21 protein-coding genes are annotated in these 18,791 nt (G+C 73.3%); 12 read left to right on the top strand and 9 right to left on the bottom strand.

Annotation, left to right across the window (positions count from 1 at the left end; all coding sequences use genetic code 11):
- Positions 1-5: 5 nt before the first annotated feature.
- A complete protein-coding gene (locus IE251_RS10405) occupies positions 6-881 on the top strand; it encodes a LysR family transcriptional regulator (RefSeq protein ID WP_189752622.1) in 876 nt (291 codons plus the stop codon).
- A 38-nt stretch (positions 882-919) separates the two neighbouring features.
- Here IE251_RS10405 and IE251_RS10400 read toward each other — a convergent pair whose 3' ends face one another.
- The gene (locus tag IE251_RS10400) at positions 920-2,587 is read right to left on the bottom strand and encodes a class I adenylate-forming enzyme family protein (RefSeq protein WP_189752621.1); all 1,668 of its coding nucleotides are present in this window, start codon (positions 2,585-2,587) and stop codon (positions 920-922) included.
- Between the two features lie 479 nt (positions 2,588-3,066).
- Here IE251_RS10400 and IE251_RS10395 point away from each other — a divergent pair, with 479 nt between their 5' ends.
- The 6 genes from IE251_RS10395 to IE251_RS10370 all read left to right on the top strand — a co-directional run bounded on the left by IE251_RS10395 (position 3,067) and on the right by IE251_RS10370 (position 8,597).
- Complete coding sequence (locus tag IE251_RS10395) at positions 3,067-3,876, top strand: hypothetical protein (RefSeq protein WP_189752620.1); 810 nt, start codon at positions 3,067-3,069, stop codon at positions 3,874-3,876.
- An 83-nt stretch (positions 3,877-3,959) separates the two neighbouring features.
- A complete protein-coding gene (locus IE251_RS10390; RefSeq protein ID WP_051815571.1) occupies positions 3,960-4,652 on the top strand; it encodes an O-methyltransferase in 693 nt (230 codons plus the stop codon).
- Positions 4,653-4,704: 52 nt separating this feature from the next.
- Positions 4,705-5,958 carry a 3-deoxy-7-phosphoheptulonate synthase gene (locus IE251_RS10385; protein ID WP_373301981.1) on the top strand — a complete coding sequence of 418 codons (1,254 nt, stop codon included), beginning with the start codon at positions 4,705-4,707 and terminating at the stop codon, positions 5,956-5,958.
- 52 nt (positions 5,959-6,010) lie between these two features.
- Positions 6,011-6,343 carry a putative quinol monooxygenase gene (locus tag IE251_RS10380; RefSeq protein ID WP_189752618.1) on the top strand — a complete coding sequence of 111 codons (333 nt, stop codon included), beginning with the start codon at positions 6,011-6,013 and terminating at the stop codon, positions 6,341-6,343.
- A gap of 138 nt (positions 6,344-6,481) precedes the next feature.
- Positions 6,482-7,645, top strand: coding sequence for a methionine adenosyltransferase (gene metK, locus IE251_RS10375; RefSeq protein WP_189752617.1), 1,164 nt, complete (start codon positions 6,482-6,484; stop codon positions 7,643-7,645).
- Between the two features lies 1 nt (position 7,646).
- Positions 7,647-8,597 (top strand): carbohydrate kinase family protein, encoded by a 951-nt coding sequence (locus IE251_RS10370; protein WP_189752616.1) that lies wholly within the window; start codon positions 7,647-7,649, stop codon positions 8,595-8,597.
- A gap of 49 nt (positions 8,598-8,646) precedes the next feature.
- Here IE251_RS10370 and IE251_RS10365 read toward each other — a convergent pair whose 3' ends face one another.
- Positions 8,647-9,090, bottom strand: a complete 444-nt coding sequence (locus tag IE251_RS10365; RefSeq protein WP_189752615.1) for a nuclear transport factor 2 family protein — start codon at positions 9,088-9,090, stop codon at positions 8,647-8,649.
- Positions 9,091-9,121: 31 nt separating this feature from the next.
- The gene (locus IE251_RS10360) at positions 9,122-10,042 is read right to left on the bottom strand and encodes a zinc-binding dehydrogenase (RefSeq protein WP_189752925.1); all 921 of its coding nucleotides are present in this window, start codon (positions 10,040-10,042) and stop codon (positions 9,122-9,124) included.
- Between the two features lie 135 nt (positions 10,043-10,177).
- Between IE251_RS10360 and IE251_RS10355 the strand changes: the two genes are divergently transcribed.
- Positions 10,178-11,158 (top strand): LysR family transcriptional regulator, encoded by a 981-nt coding sequence (locus IE251_RS10355; protein ID WP_189752614.1) that lies wholly within the window; start codon positions 10,178-10,180, stop codon positions 11,156-11,158.
- 42 nt (positions 11,159-11,200) lie between these two features.
- Here the strand turns inward: IE251_RS10355 and IE251_RS10350 are convergent, their stop codons facing one another.
- Complete coding sequence (locus tag IE251_RS10350; RefSeq protein ID WP_189752613.1) at positions 11,201-11,545, bottom strand: helix-turn-helix domain-containing protein; 345 nt, start codon at positions 11,543-11,545, stop codon at positions 11,201-11,203.
- A 564-nt stretch (positions 11,546-12,109) separates the two neighbouring features.
- Between IE251_RS10350 and IE251_RS10345 the strand changes: the two genes are divergently transcribed.
- Positions 12,110-12,484 (top strand): GvpU-like protein, encoded by a 375-nt coding sequence (locus tag IE251_RS10345; RefSeq protein WP_189752612.1) that lies wholly within the window; start codon positions 12,110-12,112, stop codon positions 12,482-12,484.
- 76 nt (positions 12,485-12,560) lie between these two features.
- Here the strand turns inward: IE251_RS10345 and IE251_RS10340 are convergent, their stop codons facing one another.
- From IE251_RS10340 to IE251_RS10325, 4 genes are all read right to left on the bottom strand, one after another.
- Entirely contained in the window at positions 12,561-12,887 is a 327-nt protein-coding gene (locus IE251_RS10340) for an SCO5918 family protein (protein WP_189752611.1), read from the bottom strand.
- A gap of 55 nt (positions 12,888-12,942) precedes the next feature.
- Positions 12,943-13,263, bottom strand: a complete 321-nt coding sequence (locus IE251_RS10335; protein WP_189752924.1) for a CBS domain-containing protein — start codon at positions 13,261-13,263, stop codon at positions 12,943-12,945.
- Positions 13,264-13,372: 109 nt separating this feature from the next.
- Positions 13,373-14,872 (bottom strand): DEAD/DEAH box helicase, encoded by a 1,500-nt coding sequence (locus tag IE251_RS10330; protein WP_189752610.1) that lies wholly within the window; start codon positions 14,870-14,872, stop codon positions 13,373-13,375.
- A 179-nt stretch (positions 14,873-15,051) separates the two neighbouring features.
- Positions 15,052-15,255 (bottom strand): cold-shock protein, encoded by a 204-nt coding sequence (locus IE251_RS10325; protein ID WP_030790686.1) that lies wholly within the window; start codon positions 15,253-15,255, stop codon positions 15,052-15,054.
- A gap of 433 nt (positions 15,256-15,688) precedes the next feature.
- On the opposite strand from IE251_RS10325, the gene IE251_RS10320 reads away from it, so the two are divergent.
- Positions 15,689-16,306, top strand: a complete 618-nt coding sequence (locus IE251_RS10320) for an HdeD family acid-resistance protein (RefSeq protein ID WP_229896686.1) — start codon at positions 15,689-15,691, stop codon at positions 16,304-16,306.
- A gap of 140 nt (positions 16,307-16,446) precedes the next feature.
- A complete protein-coding gene (locus tag IE251_RS10315; RefSeq protein WP_189752609.1) occupies positions 16,447-16,659 on the top strand; it encodes a hypothetical protein in 213 nt (70 codons plus the stop codon).
- Positions 16,660-16,977: 318 nt separating this feature from the next.
- On the opposite strand, the gene IE251_RS10310 is transcribed toward IE251_RS10315, so the two are convergent.
- Positions 16,978-17,463 (bottom strand): MarR family transcriptional regulator, encoded by a 486-nt coding sequence (locus IE251_RS10310; protein ID WP_229896685.1) that lies wholly within the window; start codon positions 17,461-17,463, stop codon positions 16,978-16,980.
- Positions 17,464-17,613: 150 nt separating this feature from the next.
- Between IE251_RS10310 and IE251_RS10305 the strand changes: the two genes are divergently transcribed.
- Positions 17,614-18,789, top strand: coding sequence for a PP2C family protein-serine/threonine phosphatase (locus IE251_RS10305; protein ID WP_189752608.1), 1,176 nt, complete (start codon positions 17,614-17,616; stop codon positions 18,787-18,789).
- Positions 18,790-18,791: the final 2 nt, after the last annotated feature.

Raw genomic sequence — 18,791 nt, 5'->3', positions numbered from 1 at the left:
AGGACGTGGAGCTACGACATCTTCGGACCTTCGAGACGGTCGCCCGGACGCTCAGCGTCACCCAGGCGGCCAGGGAACTGCATTACGCGCAGTCCAGCGTCAGCGACCAGATCCAGGCCCTGGAGCGCGAGCTGGGGGTGGACCTGCTCGACCGGTCCCAGCGGCGGGTACGGCTGACCCCGCAGGGCGTGGCCCTGTCGGAGTACACCGGGCGGATCCTCAAGCTGCTGGAAGAGGCACGCTGGGCGGTGTCCCGGCCCGACGCCGAGGTGGCGGTGGGCGCGCTGGAGACGGTGGGCCTGCACCTGCTGCCCGCGGTGCTGGCGCGCTACCGCTCGCTGTACCCGGAGGCGCGGGTCCGTGTCACCCAGGGCAACCGGGGGGAGCTGTACAAGGCGGTGCGCCGTGGCGACGTCGACGTCTGCCTGACCTTCGGCGCCCCGCCGGCGGACGCGGGGCTGCGGGCCGAGACGCTCGCCGAGGAACCGCTCGTGGTGATCGCCCCGCCGGACCATCCGCTGGCCGAGCGGGGCCGGGCACCGCTCGCCGACCTTGTCAAGGAGCCGTTTCTGGCCACCGAACGAGGATGCGGCTTCCGGGAGATGTACGACGGCGCCTTCTCCGGCGCCGCCGCCAAGGAGCCGGTCGCCGAGGTGTCCAGCATCGGCACCCTCGGCGCGTGTGTGGCCGCGGGCATGGGCTGCGCCCTGCTGCCGCACGTCGCGGTGCGCGCCCAGGCGGACCGGCGCGAGGTCGCGGTGATCGAGGTGGAGGACGCCCGGCTGCGTACGGCGGTCACCATGACCTGGCTGGACCGCAACTCGGCCAACCCCAATCTGGTGGGCCTGCAGACGGTACTGCGCAGACAACTGGCCGCCTGACGGGGACGGTTGGCCGCCGACTGGCCGTCGGCTGCCGGTCACGTTCCCGCCTCCGCGTGGCTCGCGGGGGCCACGGGGGTGCGCCGGGGCGGCTGTGCGGGGAGCGGGGGCAGGGGGAGCGTCCGCAGGCGGGCGCGGGCGATCTTGCCGGTCACGGTGGTGGGCAGCCGGTCCACGACGACCAGCTGCTCGGGCAGTTTGTAGGTGGCCAGGCCCTTGCCGGACAGGTGCCCGGTGACGTCCTCCAGGGTGAGGCGCGTACCCGCGCGCAGCGCGACGACCAGGCTGGCGCGCTGGCCGAGGCGCGGGTCGGGGCGGGCGACGACGGCGTGCTGGGCCAACTGCGGTAGGTCGTTCAGGAGTTCCTCGACCTCCAGCGCGCTGAACTTCAGCCCGCCCCGGTTGATCAGCTCGTCCGCCCGGCCCCGGTAGACGACCGAACCGTCCGGGCGCAGGGCCGCCAGGTCGCCGGTGCGCAGCCAGCCGTCCGGGGTGAACGCGGCCCGGGTCGGCTCGGGGGCCCGGTGGTAGCCGGAGAACATCCACGGGCTGCGGTACTGGAGTTCACCGGTCTCGCCGGGCGCGGCGGGCATGCCGTCCCGCTGGACGCGCACGGCCGCGCCGAGGGCGGGCCGGCCGATGGTGCCGACCGCCTCGGGCGGATCCCCGGGGCGGGTGTACGTGCCGGCGCCGATCTCCGTCATCCCCCACTGCACGATCAGCCGGGCGCCCAGCACCCGCCGCACGCCGTCGGCCAGTTCGCGCGGCACGGGCGCGCCGCCGGTGCGCACCTCCCGCAGAACGGGCGGAGCGCCCGCGGCCTCGGGGGCCGGGAGGGCGAGCAGGTCGCGCAGCTGGGCGGGGACGGCGAAGGCGGCGGTGGCGCCGCAGGCGTGCAGGGCGGCGGCGAACGCGCGGGGTTCCCAGGCGCCGAACAGGCCCACCGCTCCGCCGGTCACCAGGGCGAGGTGCACGGAGAGCAGTCCGAAGGCGTGGCTGAGCGGGCTCGCGGAGACGATGGTGTCCCGCGCGCCGAACCCGCCGTCCGTCGCCACGGCCGCCGCGTTGCCGAGGAGCCCGGCGTGGCTGTGCACGCACAGCTTCGGCCGCCGGGAGGTCGTACCGGAGGACGCCAGCAGCACCAGGGGGGCCGTGGGATCGGCGGGCGGGGGCGGCAGCCGTACGTCGGGGTCCGCCGCCGCCTCCGTCAGGCTCGCCAGGTCCGGCAGCCCACCGGTGGGGGCTTGGTCACCGGTGCCGCGGCCCGTGCCGGCGGACACCCAGACGTGCCGCAGCCCGGGGCAGTCCTCGCGCAGGGCGCGGATCTCGGCGAGGTGGTCGTGTCCGGGCCGGCCGGCGGCGGCCACCAGCGCGACCGCGCCGGACTGCTCGATCAGCGACCGCGTCTCCCGGCTGCCGTAGGCGGCGTGCAGGGGCAGCAGCAGTACCCCTAGCCGGGCGGTGGCCGCGTGCAGCACCACCAGTTCCCAGGAGTTGGGCAGCCGGGCCGCCAGCACATCACCGGCCACGAGCCCGTGCCGGTGCAGGGCGGCCGCGGTGCGTTCGGCCTGGCGGAGGCAGTCCCGCCAGGTCCGCCAGCGGCCGCCGTCCCATACGGCGGGCTCCCGGCGGCGGCCGGCCGCGCGGACCAGTGCGTCGGTGAAGGTGCGGGACGCGGTCAGGAAATCGGTGGGTGGAGCGTTCACGAGGAAACCTCCGTTGCGGCAGAACGAAACAAGCACTGCCTTGCGAGAGGGGATTCTGCGGGCCGTCCGATCTCCTGGTCCAGCTTTCACCCGATAAGAATTCCCGATCCCGTGCACACGGCCGGAGCCGATAAGAAAGCTCAATGAAGGGCGCGGAGCGCCGCATCGCAGCGGGACGTCGTTCGGTGCCGCCGATGACCGTCATCGGGAGGGGCGAACCTTGGATTCTCCGACGGTAAGAAACATCAATAGAGAACGCGCGTATTCCGCTTGCCCGGAGGCCCGGAAAAAGCCGGGTGCGAATCGATCGACGCCCCCGATATGCGTCATCTGCAAGACCGAATCATCACGTTCCCGCAGGTCAGCGTGGGTCGTGGGCGGGCAGACCGGCAGCCGGCGGTGCCTCGTACACAGATCGCCCTTGCCCGGAAAACGAAGACCTGCACAGAATTCCGGCGGCCCTGAGGCAGGAGGTATCAATGGCCTTCGTTCAATCCTCCGGCACCACCCACCCCTCATTCCGGCCGGCCGCCGATCCGGCCGCCGACGGCGCGTTCCGCGCGGCCGACCTGCGCCGCCTCGACACGGTGATCCGAGACGCCCGCCACGCCAGTACCGCACCGGCGTCCGAACTTCTCGCACCCCTGCGGCCGGGCGGCACGGCGGCCGCGCTGACCGAGCGGGAGTGCACGTTCGACCACTGCGCCGTCCTGTTGTTCCCCGCCACCCTCGACGCGGGCCTGCGCGACCTCGGGGAGCGGGGACTGGCGCCCCTTCCCGCCGTGCCCAGCACCGTGGTGCGGGCCCGGCTCAGCGCCCGCCACCGCCTGGACCCGGCCCGCTGCGACGTCCACATCACCCGGCTGCGGCTCACCCTGCCGGGCGGGCGGCGGCACCCCGCCGTGGAGGTCTTCCTCTTCCCGCGCGACAGCGAGGCGTTCGACGAGCGCATCGAGGCTGCGGAGTCCGCGTACGGCTTCGAGAACCACACCGCGTTCGTCGTCGGCCGCCCCTCCGGCCCCCTGCTGCGCCGGCTCGTCACCGCCTGGCACAGCGAGGCCGGGCTGCTGTGGGAGGGCGGCGGCCACAACCCGCACGAGGGCGGCCCGGAGGGATCCACCGTGACGTACTTCGTGCGCGACCACCGGCGCCCCGCCCGCCGGCGCCGCTTCGAGCTGCACTGCGCCGGCGACCTGCGCGCCGCCACCGACGGTCTGCCCCGCCCGGCCGAGGCGGTCCGCCAGGCCTACCGGGCATGGCCGGCCGCCCCGGAGCACCCGGACGCCTGAGCCGGGACCCACGGGGGTCCCCCCGTGCGCGCCGTCCCGTCGCCCCACCCTGCGTACCCATCCCTAGACCACCGGGAGTACCCGTGCTGCGGAACGAAACGCTCAGGAACATCGCGCTCACCCCCGAACTCCACGACTACCTGCTCGTCCAGGGCCGGATGCTCCCCGACCCGCTGCTGGCGGAGCTGGCCGAGCGGACCCGGGAGGCGATCCCGGACCAGGCGCACATGGTGGTCGCCCCCGAGGAGGCCGCCCTGCTGACCTTCCTGGTGCGGCTGCTCGGCGCCCGCACCATCGTGGAGGTCGGCACCTTCACCGGCTCGTCCTCGCTCTGCCTGGCCCGTGGGCTGGCCCCCGGCGGCTCCCTGATCACCTGTGACGTCTCCGCCGAATGGACCGCGCTGGCCCGGGAGTTCTGGACCCGCGCCGGGGTCGCCGACCGCATCGAGCTGCGCCTCGGCCCGGCCGTGTCGACCCTGCGCGCCCTGCCCGCCGAGCCGCACGTCGACCTCGCCTTCATCGACGCCGACAAGCCCGGCTACATCGACTACTGGGAGGAGCTGGTCCCCCGGATGCGTCCGGGCGGGTTGATCCTCGTGGACAACACCCTGTTCAGCGGCCAGGTGATCGACGAGTTCCCCGGGGTCAAGGCCGCCGCCGTGCACGCGTTCAACGAGCACGCCCGCAAGGACGAGCGTGTCGAGCTGGTCCTGCTGCCGGTCGCCGACGGCCTGACGCTGGCGCGCCGGCTGCCCGCCGAGGCGACGTCGTTCTGATGACGCCCGCCACCGCGCCGTACGCGCTCGCCCCGACCCCTGGAGGACGACCGTGACCGGGCTGACCCGCCCCGGATATCCGCTGCACCCGCTCGCCGTCGAGGTCCCCCTCGACGATCTCGACGAGGACTTCCCGCGCGACCTCGGCGCGGCCCCGCAGCAGCCGTCCTGGCACGACCCCGTCCAGGCCGCGGCGGCCCGCGCCGAACTCGCGCAGCTGCCGGGGCTGGTGACCTGGGAGGAGGTCCGGCTGCTGCGCACCCTGCTGGCCGAGGCGGCGACCGGCCACTACCTGGTCATCCAGGCGGGCGACTGCGCGGAGGACCCCGCCGAGTGCGCCCCGGCGGCGGTCATGCGCAAGGCGGGCCTGCTGGACGCGCTGGCCGGGGTGATGGTGGCGGCCACCGGACGTCCGGTGGTGCGCGTCGGCCGGATCGCCGGACAGTTCGCCAAGCCGCGCAGCGCGCCCACCGAGCTGGTCGACGGCACCGAACTCCCGGTCTACCGGGGCCACTTGGTCAACGCTCCGGAGCCCACCGCGGCGGCCCGCCGCGCCGACCCGCGCCGCATGCTGGAGTGCTACTACGCCGCCCACCGCGCCGTGACGTATCTCCGGCAGCGCACCAGCGACTGGGCGCTGCCCACCGGCGCCCCGGTGTGGACCAGCCACGAGGCGCTGGTCCTCGACTACGAGCTGCCGCTGCTGCGCCGCACCACGGCCGGACACGTCCTGCTGTCCTCCACCCACCTGCCCTGGATCGGCGAGCGCACCCGGCACCCGGACGGCCCGCACGCCCGGATGCTGGCGCAGGTGACCAACCCGGTCGCCTGCAAGGTCGGCCCGGCGACCAGCCCGGCGGAGCTGCTCGCCCTGTGCGCCCGGCTGGACCCGGACCGCGAGCCGGGCCGGCTGACCCTGATCTCCCGGATGGGCGTGTCCGCGGTACGCACCGCGCTGCCGCCGCTGGTCGCCGCCGTCCGCGAGGCCGGGCACCGGGTGGCGTGGCTGTGCGACCCGATGCACGGCAACACCGTCAAGGCGCCGTCCGGGGCGAAGGTCCGGGTGGTGCGGACGGTGGTGGAGGAGGTCCGGGCCTTCCTCGAGGTGGTCACCGAGGCCGGCGGCACACCCGCGGGCCTGCACCTGGAGACCACCCCGCACGACGTCGCCGAGTGCGTCCGGTCGGATCCGGCCGAACTCGGCGCCACCCGGGCCGGGACCGCGCCCGCCACTTTGTGCGACCCCCGGCTCAACCCCGAGCAGGCGCTGGAGGTGGCCCGCGCCTGGGCGGCCCCGCCCGCCTGATCCACGCCACCGCTCCGTCACCGATGTCATGCCAACGATGAGAGGACACGTCATGTCAGAGACGGTCATCCGGGAGAACGACGGCACCTACGCCATGATCAACGTCTTCGACGTGGAGCCGGAGAAGCAGAAGGAGCTGGCCGAGGTGCTCAGCGAGGGCGCCGAGAAGTTCATCCGGCACCGGCCCGGCTGCATCTCCGTGAACATCCTGACCAGCCTCGACGGCAAGCGCCTGGTCTACTACGCGCAGTGGGTCAGCAAGGCCGACATCAAGGCCACCATGGGCGACCCGGACGTGCAGGTGTACCGGGACCGGGCCGCCGCGCTGGCCAAGCCCGACCCGCACGCGTACACGGTGTTCGCCGTCCACCACCCGGAGAGCTGACCCCTCCACCCAGCAGGACCGGCCTGTCCGGCCGGTCAGGCCCGTTCAGCCCGTCCGGCTCCGTACCGCCCCGGCCCCCGGGGCGGTACGGAGCCGGTGTCCCGCCGCCCACCTCCCCGGGTAAGGAGACGCCCGCAGATGTCCCGTCGCCTGTTCACCTCGGAGTCCGTGACCGAGGGCCACCCCGACAAGATCGCCGACCAGATCAGCGACGCCGTCCTCGACGCGCTGCTCGCCCAGGACCCCACCGCCCGGGTCGCCGTGGAGACCCTGATCACCACCGGTCAGGTGCACGTGGCCGGCGAGGTCACCACCACCGCCTACGCGGACATCGCGACCCTCGTCCGCGAGACGATCCTCCGGATCGGCTACGACTCCTCCAAGAAGGGCTTCGACGGCGCCTCCTGCGGGGTGTCGGTGTCGATCGGCGCGCAGTCCCCGGACATCGCGCAGGGCGTCGACACCGGCGGCGCGGGCGACCAGGGCCTGATGTTCGGCTACGCCACCGACGAGACCCCCGAGCTGATGCCCCTGCCGATCCGCCTCGCCCACCGCCTGTCCCACCGGCTCTCCCAGGTCCGCAAGAACGGTGCCGTCCCCTACCTGCGCCCCGACGGCAAGACGCAGGTCACCATCGAGTACGACGGCGACAAGGCCGTACGCCTGGACACGGTGGTCGTCTCCTCCCAGCACGCCTCCGACATCGACCTGGAGACCCTGCTCGCCCCCGACATCCGCGAGTTCGTCGTGGAGCCGGAGCTGAAGGCCCTGCTGGCGGAGGACATCAAGCTCGACATCGAGGGCTACCGCCTGCTGGTCAACCCGACCGGCCGCTTCGAGATCGGGGGTCCGATGGGTGACGCGGGCCTGACCGGCCGCAAGATCATCATCGACACCTACGGCGGCATGGCCCGGCATGGCGGCGGCGCCTTCTCGGGCAAGGACCCGTCCAAGGTGGACCGCTCGGCTGCGTACGCGATGCGCTGGGTCGCCAAGAACGTCGTGGCGGCCGGCCTGGCCTCCCGCTGCGAGGTCCAGGTCGCCTACGCCATCGGCAAGGCCGAGCCCGTCGGCCTCTTCGTGGAGACCTTCGGCACCGCACGCGTCCCGCAGGCCGTCCTGGAGAAGGCCATCGGCGACGTCTTCGACCTCTCCCCGAAGGGCATCATCCGCGACCTGGACCTGCTCCGCCCGATCTACGGCCGGACCGCCGCGTACGGGCACTTCGGCCGCGAGCTGCCCGACTTCACCTGGGAGCGCACCGACCGGGTGGACGCGCTGCGCGCCGCGGCGGGAGTCTGAGATGCGCATCGCCGTCACCGGGTCCATCGCCACCGACCACCTGATGACGTTCCCGGCCCGCATCACCGACCAGCTGCTGGCCGACCGCCTGGACCGGGTGTCGCTGTCGTTCCTCGTGGACACCCTGGAGATCCGCCAGGGCGGGGTCGCCGCCAACATCAGCTACGGGCTGGCCCTGCTGGGGCACCGCCCGCTGCTGGTGGGGGCGGTGGGCGCCGACTTCGCGGAGTACGGCGCCCGGCTGTCGGCCCTGGGCGTGGACACCGGCGCCGTCCTCGTCTCCGCCACCCGCCACACGGCCCGCTTCCTGTGCACCACGGACCCGGACGGCAACCAGATCGCGTCCTTCTACCCGGGCGCGATGACGGAGGCGGCGCACATCGACCTCGCCGAGGTCGCCGCCGACGCGGACATCGTCCTGATCGGCGCGGACGACCCGGCGGCCATGCTGCGCCACACCCGTGCCTGCCGGGCGCTGGGCATCCGCTTCATGGCCGACCCGTCCCAGCAGCTGGCCCGTCTGGACGGCGGTGACATCCGCGCCCTCGTCGACGGCGCCGACCACCTGTTCACCAACGAGTACGAACACGAACTGCTCCTGCGCAAGACCGGCTGGACCACGGACGAGGTCCTGGACCGGGTCGGCACATGGGTGACCACGCTCGGCGCGAAGGGCAGCCGTATCGACCGCGCCGGAGAACCACCGGTGGAGGTGGCGGCGGCCCCGGCGACCGAGGTCACCGACCCGACGGGCGTCGGCGACGCGTTCCGCGCGGGCTACCTCGCCGCCCTGGCGGCCGGCGGCACCGCGCCCGAAGCCGCCCGCACCGGCTCGGTCCTGGCCTCCCTGGCCCTGGCAACGGTGGGCACCCAGACCTACCGGGCCACCCCCGCGACCCTCCCACCCCTCCTCAGAGCCGCCTACGGCCCTTCCCCCACGCCTGCCGGCTGAACGCGGAGGTCACAGCTCCGGTACGGACACGGTGCGCGCCGGGCGCGGCCTACCCGTGGTCGGTGGGCCGGTGGGTGTCGTGGGCGGGGAAGCCGGGGAAGAGGGTCTCGGCCACGTGGTGGGTGTCGGCGTATTCGACCACCGAGGTGATCTTGCCGTCGCGGACCGTGTAGACGCCGATGCAGCGGTTGTCGTAGGCGGCGCCGGTCACGGTCGTGGCCTTGGCGGTCCATTCGGCCACCACGCGGTCGCCCTCGGCGACCGTGCCGACCAGTTCGATCTCCAGGGTGCCGGGGACGAAGACCGTGCCCATGCTCCCGAGGAACTCCTCGACGATCTCCTCGCGGCCGTGCCACACCCTGGAGACCGGCAGGCTCCCCGGATAGTGCCAGGTCGCGTCCTCGGCGAAGCTGTCGTGGATGATGTCGGCGGCGCCGTCGCGTACGGCCTCGACGTAGCGGACGACGACGGCCCTCGCGTCGTTGGTGGTCATGGGTGTGCTCCTTCGTTCGTCGGGATGCGGGTCAGGACAGGGTGAGGACGGCCTTGCCGCGGATGCGGCGGTCGCGCAGGTCGGTGAGAGCGGTGGCGGTACCGGCCCAGTCCGCGACGCGGCCGATCTCCGGGTGCAGCCGGCCTTCGGCGGTCAGCCGGACGAGGGTCGCGAGGTCGTCGCCGAGCCGGGTGTCGGCGTCCAGGTAGTGGAAGTGGCGGATGACGGCCGACTCGGGGCCGTTGAAGAAGTCGAAGAAGTCCAGCGTCGCCGGGACGCGGCCGGCCTGCCCGAACCAGATGAGCGTGCCGCGCCCGGCGAGCCGGGCGAGCGCGTCGGAGAGGGCCCGTCCGCCGGTCGACTCCAGCACGATGTCGTAGGGGCCCCGGGCGTCGGTGACGTCGTGGACGATCTCGGCGGCGCCCAGTGCGGCGAGCCGGGCGCCGCGCTCGGCGTTCCTGGTCACGGCGGTGACCTCGGCCCCGGCGGCGGTCGCGAGCTCGGTCACGAAGTGGCCGACGCCCCCGGAGGCGCCGGTCAGCAGCACCCGCCGGCCCAGCACGGGCCCGGCGGCGCGCAGCAGCCGCAGCGCGGTGAGCCCGGCCAGCGGGAGCGCCGCCCCGTGGAGCACGGACACGCTGTCCGGCAGCTCGGCGAGCGCACCGGTCGGGACCGCCACGTACTCCGCCCAGCCGCCGGCCATGGGGTGGCCGACGACCCGCGTGATCCCGGTGGGCCCGCTGCCGTCGGCGGCCGGCTGCACCACCAGGCCCGCGATGTCCTTGCCCGGGCGGTCGCCGGGCGTGGGCCGCTCCAGCCTGAACGTCTCGCCCCGGTTGACCGAGAACGCCTCGACCTTCACCAGCGCCTCGTCGGGTCGCGGCACCGGCTCGGCGACATCGGCGAGCACGACCGGCTCGGCGGGGTCCGCGGTCGGTACGAAGGCTTTCATCGTGGTCATCCCCTCGGTGGTCCCGGGCCGTCCCCGGTGCGGCGTCCGGGACCATCCGACCGCGCGGTGCCCGCGTCCGGCCAACAACCGGTCCGCCCCGGCGACAACGCGTGGTTGTCGCCTAGGGTCGGCGGCATGGACCTCGATCTCACTCTGGTCCGCGCCTTTGCCGCGGCCGCCGGGACGCTGCACTTCGGGCGGGCCGCCGAGGAGCTGAGCACCAGCCAGCAGGCCCTGTCCAAGCGCATCGCGCGGCTGGAGGAACTGCTCGGCGTGCGGTTGTTCGAGCGCCAGGGCGGCATCCGGCTGAGCGCGGCGGGCGAGCGGTTCCTGCCGGCCGCGCGTGAGGCGCTCACGGCGGGCGAGCGGGCGCTCGCGGCGGTGACGGGCGCCGGACCGGTCGTACGGATCGACACGTGGGGCCATCTGTACGCGCCGATGCGCACGGTCGCCGAGGCGGCGGTCGCGCTCGGCGGGGTGCGCTGGGAGCCGGGCCCGGGACGGGACTGGCCGGCGGTCGCGCGGTCCCTGCTGCGCGGCGACACGGATCTGGGGTTCGGCCGGGTGCACCCGCTGCCCGACGGCCGGGACGCGAGGCTCACCCAGCGCCTGGTGCGGCTGGAGCCCGTCGACGCGGTGGTGGGCCCGTCCCACCCGCTGGCCGGCGCCCGCGCGCTGCGGCCGGCCGACCTGCGCGACAGCGTCCTGTGGTGCCCGGCCGAACTGGACCGCCTGGACTTCCTGCGCCGCTTCGCCGACGAGTTCCGCATCGGGCGGCGGCACGACGGCCCCAATCTGGGCCTGGACCATCTGCTGCGGCAGCTGCGCACCGACCCCGAGGGCTTCACCGTCTTCCCCGCCGACGCGCCCCTGCCGGACCACGCCGGCCTGCGCTGCGTACCGCTGGTCGGGCCGACACCGCTGTACGCGTGGTCGCTGGCCTGGCGGGAGACCTCCCGTCACCCGTTGCTCGACACCCTGCTGCGCGGCTTCGCGGAGGCCGGCCGCGCCCGCCGCTGGCTGGAGTACACACCGGGCCGCGACTGGCTCCCGGACACCGACCACCCGAAACTCACCACCCGCCAGGACGCCGGCCACCTACGGCAACGGCCCTGATCGGCGCGCTTCCACATCGCGGGGCGGGCGGGTCCGCAGGGGTCAGCCGGGGCCGGGACGGCCCGCCGATTCGCCGGCGGCACGGCGGTACTCGGCGTTGATGCGCTGCGCTTCCTCGAGCTGGTCCTCGAGGATGACGATGCGGCACGCGGCCTCGATCGGGGTCCCTCTGTCGACGAGCTCGCGGGCGCGGGCGGCGATCCGCAGTTGGTAGCGGGAGTACCGGCGGTGTCCTCCTTCCGAGCGGAGCGGAGTGATCAGCCGAGCCTCACCGATGGCCCGCAGGAATGCCGGGGTGGTACCGAGCATCTCGGCTGCCCGGCCCATGGTGTACGCGGGGTAGTCGTCGTCGTCCAGACGATCATTCAGAGGGTTGTCCGATGTCATGTCACCTCGCTGTGCAACGCGTCGAGGGGCCCTGATGCCGTACGGCACCAGGGCCCCGAAGGAAATTCAACACCATCTGTCGGCCCTACTGCTGTGCCGACCTTCTGTTTCCGCTACCCGGCCCGGCAGGGCGGAGCGGGGGATCGCAGCTGCGTGACCGGGGACCACCATCCATTCCGGGGTCTTGCGGTACCCGGGCCGAGTACCCCTCGGACCGGGCGATCCTGATGGCGTCAGCTCCTTCCGTTCCTCTCGGACCAATCCACTGAACGAACCGGTACTGCTGTCGGCGGCCTCTCCACGTGCGTCCGGGACGCTACGGCCGCCACCCGCCAGTTCGTGTCTGGCGGGTCTCGCTGGACCATGTCTACGAGAGAAACCGTACCCCTGTCGGCGACAAAAATCTACTGCGACAAGACTAGATTTCACTCGTTCGGCGGCAGATGAATCCTGACGTGGTTGTCTCCTCGCAGGTGGGCCGGGAGCCGCGTCCGGTCGCCGGTGCGAACACTTCATGCCCCGCGGGCGGTGCGGGGGCGGCCGGGCCGCATAAGCTCTGCTGTCATGTCGAACCCTGATGAGCTGCTCGTCGCCATCTCCGCCGCGGTGGAGTCCGAGCGAAGCAATCAGATGTCGCTGACCGTGGTCGTCGGCGGCGCCGTGATCACCGGCCGGTTGGCTCCCGAGGCCGTATGGCGGGAGCGGGTGGCGGAGGTCCTGAAGGACTCCGACCGGCTCGGTCCCTTCGCGGGCGTCTTCTCCCGTGACCCACGCGGGTCCGGGCCCGGCCGTGACGAGGCGCCCACGCATCTGCACTTCCACCTCGCCCGCATCCTCCAGGGCAGCCTCGGCATCCCGGAGACGGGAGGCATGTACCGGGTCGCCATCAAGGACGTCAGCGCCTGGTCCGTGGGCGACCTCAGCTACTCCGACCGGTGACACAGCGATGGGGGCCCTTCCGACATCTGTCGGAAGAGCCCCCACCGGGATCCTGAGGGCGGTTTCCCGCCCGTCGTCATACGGCCACGGAACCGGGCCCGCCGAGCAGTGCCGACGCGGTCCGCAGCGCGTCGGGTCCGGCCACGCCCGCGTCCACGGGTGCGGCCCCGGGCGCGTCGTGGCAGGTGAAGCCCAGGCGCGTCATGGCCCGGGTGACCTCGCCGGCGCTGAAGTCACGCGGGTCCTGCCGGGTGAGGACCCGGCCGACCTGCTTGACGGGGTAGCGACGGCGCCCGATGGTCACGGACGCGCCCGTGACGGCCTCGGGCTTGACGTCCTTCATCGACTCCAGCACCCCGATTCTGGTCAGGTCGAACGGGTACCGGGCGATGACACAGCGCATGATGCCTCACAGGGGAGAAGTCGGGGGAGAGAAGGGCGCGGTCCGGCCGGGCGGATCAGCGCGAGAGGGCGAGTACGCCCGGAGCCCGGCCGTACTCACCGGCGTCACCGGGGCGGACACAGGGCTCGGGCAGCGATCCGTCGAGGACGTCCCGCAGCCGGATCCGGTCGGTGTACGCGGAGCTGTCGCGGAGCACGGCGAGCCGGACCCGGGTGATCAGGCCCGTGCTCCGGTCGTCCTCGTCGCACACGGTCAGGTACTCGACCCGGGCGCCCGCCATGACGGCCAGCGCCACCTCGACGGTCATGTCGTCCCACACCCGGGGCCCGTGCCCTTCGACGTCCCCGTCCGCGGTCACGGGGGCGGGGTCCGGCATGCGGTGCTGCGTCCGTGCTGGCGTCAAGGGTGTCTCCTTCGGTGGCGGCGGGACGGCCCGGGGGCCTGGTGGCCCCGGAGACCGAGAGGACGTCCGGGGCGGTGCCGGGTTAGGCGGCCGAGTCGTTGCCGGGCCGCCGCTGTGCCCTGCGGCGCGTTCCCGCGCCGGCGGGCCGGCCCTGGCCGCCGCCGCCCCTGCGGTTCCGGGACGGCGACGACGTGCGGCGGGGGCGTTCCACGACCGGCGCGGTGATGACCACCGGGACGCCGGAGGGTGCCTGGGCGCCGGTGATGCGGGTCAGCTCCGCCTCGCCCGAGCGGACCGGGGTGACCTGCGGGGTGATGCCGGCCGAGGCCATCAGCCGGGTCATGCCGCGGCGCTGGCCGGGGGTCACCAGGGTGACGACGCTGCCGGACTCGCCGGCGCGGGCCGTACGGCCGCCGCGGTGCAGGTAGTCCTTGGGGTCGCTGGGCGGGTCCACGTTGACGACCAGGTCGAGGCTGTCGACGTGGATGCCGCGGGCCGCGACGTTGGTGGCCACCAGCACGGTGACGTGACCGTCCTTGAACTGGGCCAGGGTCCGGGTGCGCTGCGGCTGGGAGCGGCCGCCGTGCAGGGCCGCGGCGCGGACACCGCTGTTCAGCAGGTGCTTGGTCAGCCGGTCCACCGCGTGCTTGGTGTCCAGGAACATGATCACCCGGCCGTCGCGGGCCGCGATCTCGGTGGTGGTGCGGTGCTTGTCCGTCTCGTGCACGTGGAGTACGTGGTGCTCCATCGTGGTGACGGCACCGGCCGACGGGTCGACGGAGTGCACCACCGGGTCGGTCAGATAGCGGCGGACGAGCAGATCGACGTTGCGGTCCAGGGTGGCCGAGAACAGCAGCCGCTGGCCGTCGGGGCGGACCTGGTCGAGCAGGGCGGTGACCTGGGGCATGAAGCCCATGTCGGTCATCTGGTCGGCCTCGTCGAGGACGGTCACGGCGACGTCGTCCAGCCGGCAGTCGCCCCGGTCGATGAGGTCCTTGAGCCGGCCGGGCGTCGCGACGACCACCTCCGCGCCGGTCCGCAGCGCACCGGCCTGCCGGCCGATGGACATCCCGCCGACGACGGTGGCGAGCCGCAGGCCCACGGAGCGCGCGTAGGACGCGAGCGCGTCGGTGACCTGCTGGGCCAGCTCCCGGGTGGGGACCAGGACCAGCGCCAGCGGCCGGCGCGGCTCGGCCCGCCGGCCCGCCGTACGGGCCAGTGCCGCGAGGCCGAAGGCGAGGGTCTTGCCCGAGCCGGTACGGCCACGACCGAGTACGTCACGGCCGGCCAGGGAGTTCGGCAGGGTCGCCGCCTGGATCGGGAACGGTACGGTCACGCCTTCCTTGGCGAGCGTGGCCAGCAGCGGCGCCGGCATGGCGAGATCGGCGAACGCCTCGACGGCGGGCAGCGCCGGTGTGACCGTCTTCGGCGGCGCGAACTCGCCCTGCGCGGGCCGCCGGTTTCCCTGACCGCCGGAGCGGCGCGGGCCGCCGGAGCGGCCGGCGGTGCCACTGCCGCCGAAACGGTCGTAGCCACGGCCGGTTCCGGTGGTGCGGGTGCGATTGGTACGGGTGCGGTTCATGCGGAACCTTCCTCGATGCGGGCGCGTATCAAGGAGTTTCCGCGGCAGTACGAGCGGCGCAGAGAATCGCGAGAACGGGCCGAAAATGACAGGGTCGAATCACCCTGGTAATAAAGCGAGCCGGGGCCCGCACCCCAAGGTGCGGGCCCCAGCTGTGAAGTACGCGTCAGTCCCGAGGGTCAGGCGGGAATGATGTTCTCGGCCGTCGGGCCCTTCTGGCCCTGAGCGATGTCGAAGGACACCTTCTGGCCTTCCAGCAGCTCGCGGAAGCCCTGGGTGGCGATGTTCGAGTAGTGGGCGAAGACGTCGGGGCCGCCGCCGTCCTGCTCGATGAAGCCGAAGCCCTTTTCCGCGTTGAACCACTTCACGGTGCCAGTAGCCATTTTATTTCTCCTTCGGAGACGGTGTCGGGAATACGCCCTGTGCGTATTCCGTGTCGCCGTGATGATCAACCGTCGGAAAAACCTTCTGGCAACCACACCTGCAACTGATGACGACACTAGCACGTCGGCGCAGGTCATGCGGGGTGCGTAATTCCGTCCCGCCTGTGGCCGTGGGAATATTTATCGCGCGCCGCGTCGATTTCTTACGTTGCCACCACAGATATTGGTTCGCAGCGGCGCGGTATTACCCCCGGCCGCTTCCGCCCCCGGCGCTGTGACCTCCTGCGACGGGCCGGTACGCGGCCCCTGCCGTCACCGGCGGACGGAACCCTCGCGGGCCCGCCGGGACCCGTGAGGGAGACGAAGCCCACATACGCCGTTGCGGGTGATGCCGAGTGGTCGGCCGGCGTCCGCCGGCAGCACCGGGGTACGCGTGGCTGATCTGTCCGGCGAGCGTGAAGGGGTGTGGGTGTTGCGGCGGCAACTGACGGGGATGCTGGTCGCGCGAGGCTCGGCGGCCTTGCTGTTCGGTGTGGTGGCGCTGGTGTGGCCGGCGGTGACCGCGCCGGCCCTGGCCCTGCTGTTCGGTCTCTACGCGCTCGTGGACGGTCTCGCCCTGCTGACCGGCTCCTGCCGCCGGGAGGGGGACGCGACGCATCGCGCGGCGCACGCAGCCGGGGGCGTCCTGGGCATCGCGGCCGGCCTGGTCGCCATCGCCTGGCCCGGGGTCACCGCCTTCGCGCTCGGCACGCTGATCGGCGCGTGGGCCGTGTCGACCGGCGTGGCGGAGATCTGGGCGGCGGTCCGCTTCCGGCGCGAACTGCGCCACGAGTGGGCGCTGTTCCTGGCCGGTGCCGCCTCGGTCGTCGCCGGTGTGCTGCTCTGGGCCCGGCCGGACGCCGGCGCGACCGTGGTCGCCGAGGTCATCGGCGGCTGCGCCCTCGTCACCGGTGCGCTGGTGCTGTCCGCGGCCCACCGGCTGCGCGGCACGGCTCCGGCGCAACGGCCGGCCCACCACGCCCGGCACGCCCATCACGCCCGGCGCGTCTGACCCGCGTACCCGCGTGCCCGGCACCGGCCCCTCGGGGCCCCGGCCCGGCGGCAAGGGCACAGCATGTTCACACGAGCGCCCCGTAGCCGCCTCCCGTGTGGGCACCCGTCCAGGGCTGTCTGCCGGGAAGGAGCCCGAGCATGGCCATCGTCGCGTGCCTGTTGCTGCCGGTCGTGGGACTGCTGCTGTACGGCATGGACCGGGTCGAGGACTGGCTGACGCGTCCGCCGCGGCCCCCGCGCCACGGCGCCGCCCGTCATGGCGCCGCCCGGCACCTGCGCCTGATCCGGGGAGGCGGGCAGGCGGCCGGCACCCGGGCACGTACCGCCCGGCGGTCGGCCGACGCCGCCTGACGCCGGGAAGGAACCGGAACACCGGGCCGCATCGCGGGTTCGCGGTTTCCCGCGATGGCTCCGGACATGCGTCGTACCCCTCTTTCGGAGACATGGCGCACAACCACCGGCAGAACGGGCCCTCACGGGGTATCAGCGTCGTGGAAAGGGCTGTCAGGCGCACTGTTGCCGTTTGACAACAATAGCCGTGAGGCAACAAAGTAACCGTGTCGACGTGCGCGGGGAAGGACCTGGAATGCTCCGGTGGAGGGAGGTCGCTCCGTGCGCCGGCCGCCGTCGCCGAGAGGCAACGGTGGCACCGGTGCCGCGAACGGTGTTTCAGGCGGTCCGGCTGTCCGAGTCCGGTGCGTCGTCGAGTATCTGCGCCGCCGCCGTGGCGCAGAACGCTTCCAGCCCCTCCAGCAGCGCGATCCGCTTGGCCGCGGGCATATCCGCCAGCACCTTCCGCAACTCCCCCTCCCTGCGGGACCGCAGGTCGGCGAGGAAGGCGCGCCCCCGGCCGCTGAGGTGCAGCCGCACCTCGCGCCTGTCCTCCGGGCTCGCCACCCGCTCGACGAAACCGGCGGCCTGGAGCCGGTCGCACAGCCTGCTGGTGGACGGCGGGGTGGACGCCAGTGACTCGGCGAGCGTGCGCAGGTTGATGCCGTCGTGGTGCTCCAGGACGTGCAGCACGCGCAGTTGGGACGCGGAGGTGGGCGCGGTCGAGGCGCGGCCCCACACGACCTCCAGCAGCTCGACGGCCGTGGTGGTCACACGCGCGACCTCGTCGGGCTCTGGGCGGCGGCGGAAGGCAGTCACGGTCACACTCTCGCAGGCACTGGGGCGCCTCTCAGCGTACTAGGCACGTGCGCCCGCCCCAGGTGCCCCGAGGGGCCCGACGCGGCCCGCGCGGGAGACCGGCCTCGTGGGTGAGACACGTACGTCGTCCGGCGAAAGATTGGTGATTACTCCCTCATGAACAGATTCGTGGCCGCTGAACGCGCCCTGCGTACGGCGGCTCCCGACGCGCTGCTGGACGCCACCCGCGCCGTACTGGTGGAGCAGTACGGCGCGGAGGACGTCGAGCTGTTCCTGGCCGACTACGGCCTGAGCGTGCTCCAGCCGGTGTCGGTCCCCCCGCACACCCTGGAGCCACTGCCCGTGCACAACGGCCCGGCCGGCCGCGCCTTCGGCTCCCAGCGGCCGTACTGCGAGGACCGGCGCGACGGGCGGGCACGGCTGCACCTCCCGGTCAGTGTGCGCGGCGACCGGCTCGGCGTGCTGTCCGTGACCCTGCCCGGCGGCGAGGCCGTCCGCCGCTACGAGGCGGAACTGGCCGACCTCGCCGATGTGCTGGGCCACGAGGTGATCGTGGCCGAACGCGACACCGACCTGTATCTGCGGGCGCGCCGCAAGGACCGGCTCACGCTGGCTGCCGAGATGCAGTGGCAGTTGCTGCCCGGCCGCTCCTGCTCCCGCCCCGAGTACGAGCTGGGGGCGCAACTGGAGCCCGCCTACGCCATCTTCGGCGACAACTTCGACTGGTCCGCCACCGCCGACCACCTGATGCTCTACGTCACCAACGGCATGGGCGAGGGCATAGAGGCGTCGCTGCTGACGAACCTGGCCATCAACGCGCTGCGCAACGCCCGGCGCGCCGGTATCTCCATCGCGGACCAGGCGGCGCTCGCGGACCAGGCCGTCTACGCCCACTACCGGGGCCGCTGCTATCTGTCCGTGCTGATGTTCGACTTCGACCTGGCCACCGGCCGGGCCAGTGTCGTGGACGCGGGCTCGCCCCGGCTGCTGCGGCTGCGGGACGGCACCGTGGAGGCCGTCACCTTCGACGCGCAGCTGCCGTTGGGCATGTTCGAGGAGACCGACTACGTGGCCCAGGACTTCCGCGTCCGGCCCGGTGACCGGCTCGTCTTCGTCAGCGACGGGGTGCACGCCGTGGCCTCCCCGAAGGGGGAGGCGTACGGGGACGCGGCCCTGATCCGGGCGATCCAGTCCACCCGGCTGCTGCCCGCCGCGGAGGTGCCGCGCGCGATCCTGCGGGAGCTGACCGGCCACCGCGGAAAGCCCGCCCCCGACGACGACGCGCTGGTCGTGTGCCTGGACTGGCACGGCAGGCCGGCCGGCGGTTCGTGAGC

Source organism: Streptomyces eurythermus (assembly GCF_014649115.1).
GTDB classification, from domain to species: domain Bacteria; phylum Actinomycetota; class Actinomycetes; order Streptomycetales; family Streptomycetaceae; genus Streptomyces; species Streptomyces eurythermus.
This window is presented reverse-complemented; position numbering and strand designations above follow the sequence as displayed.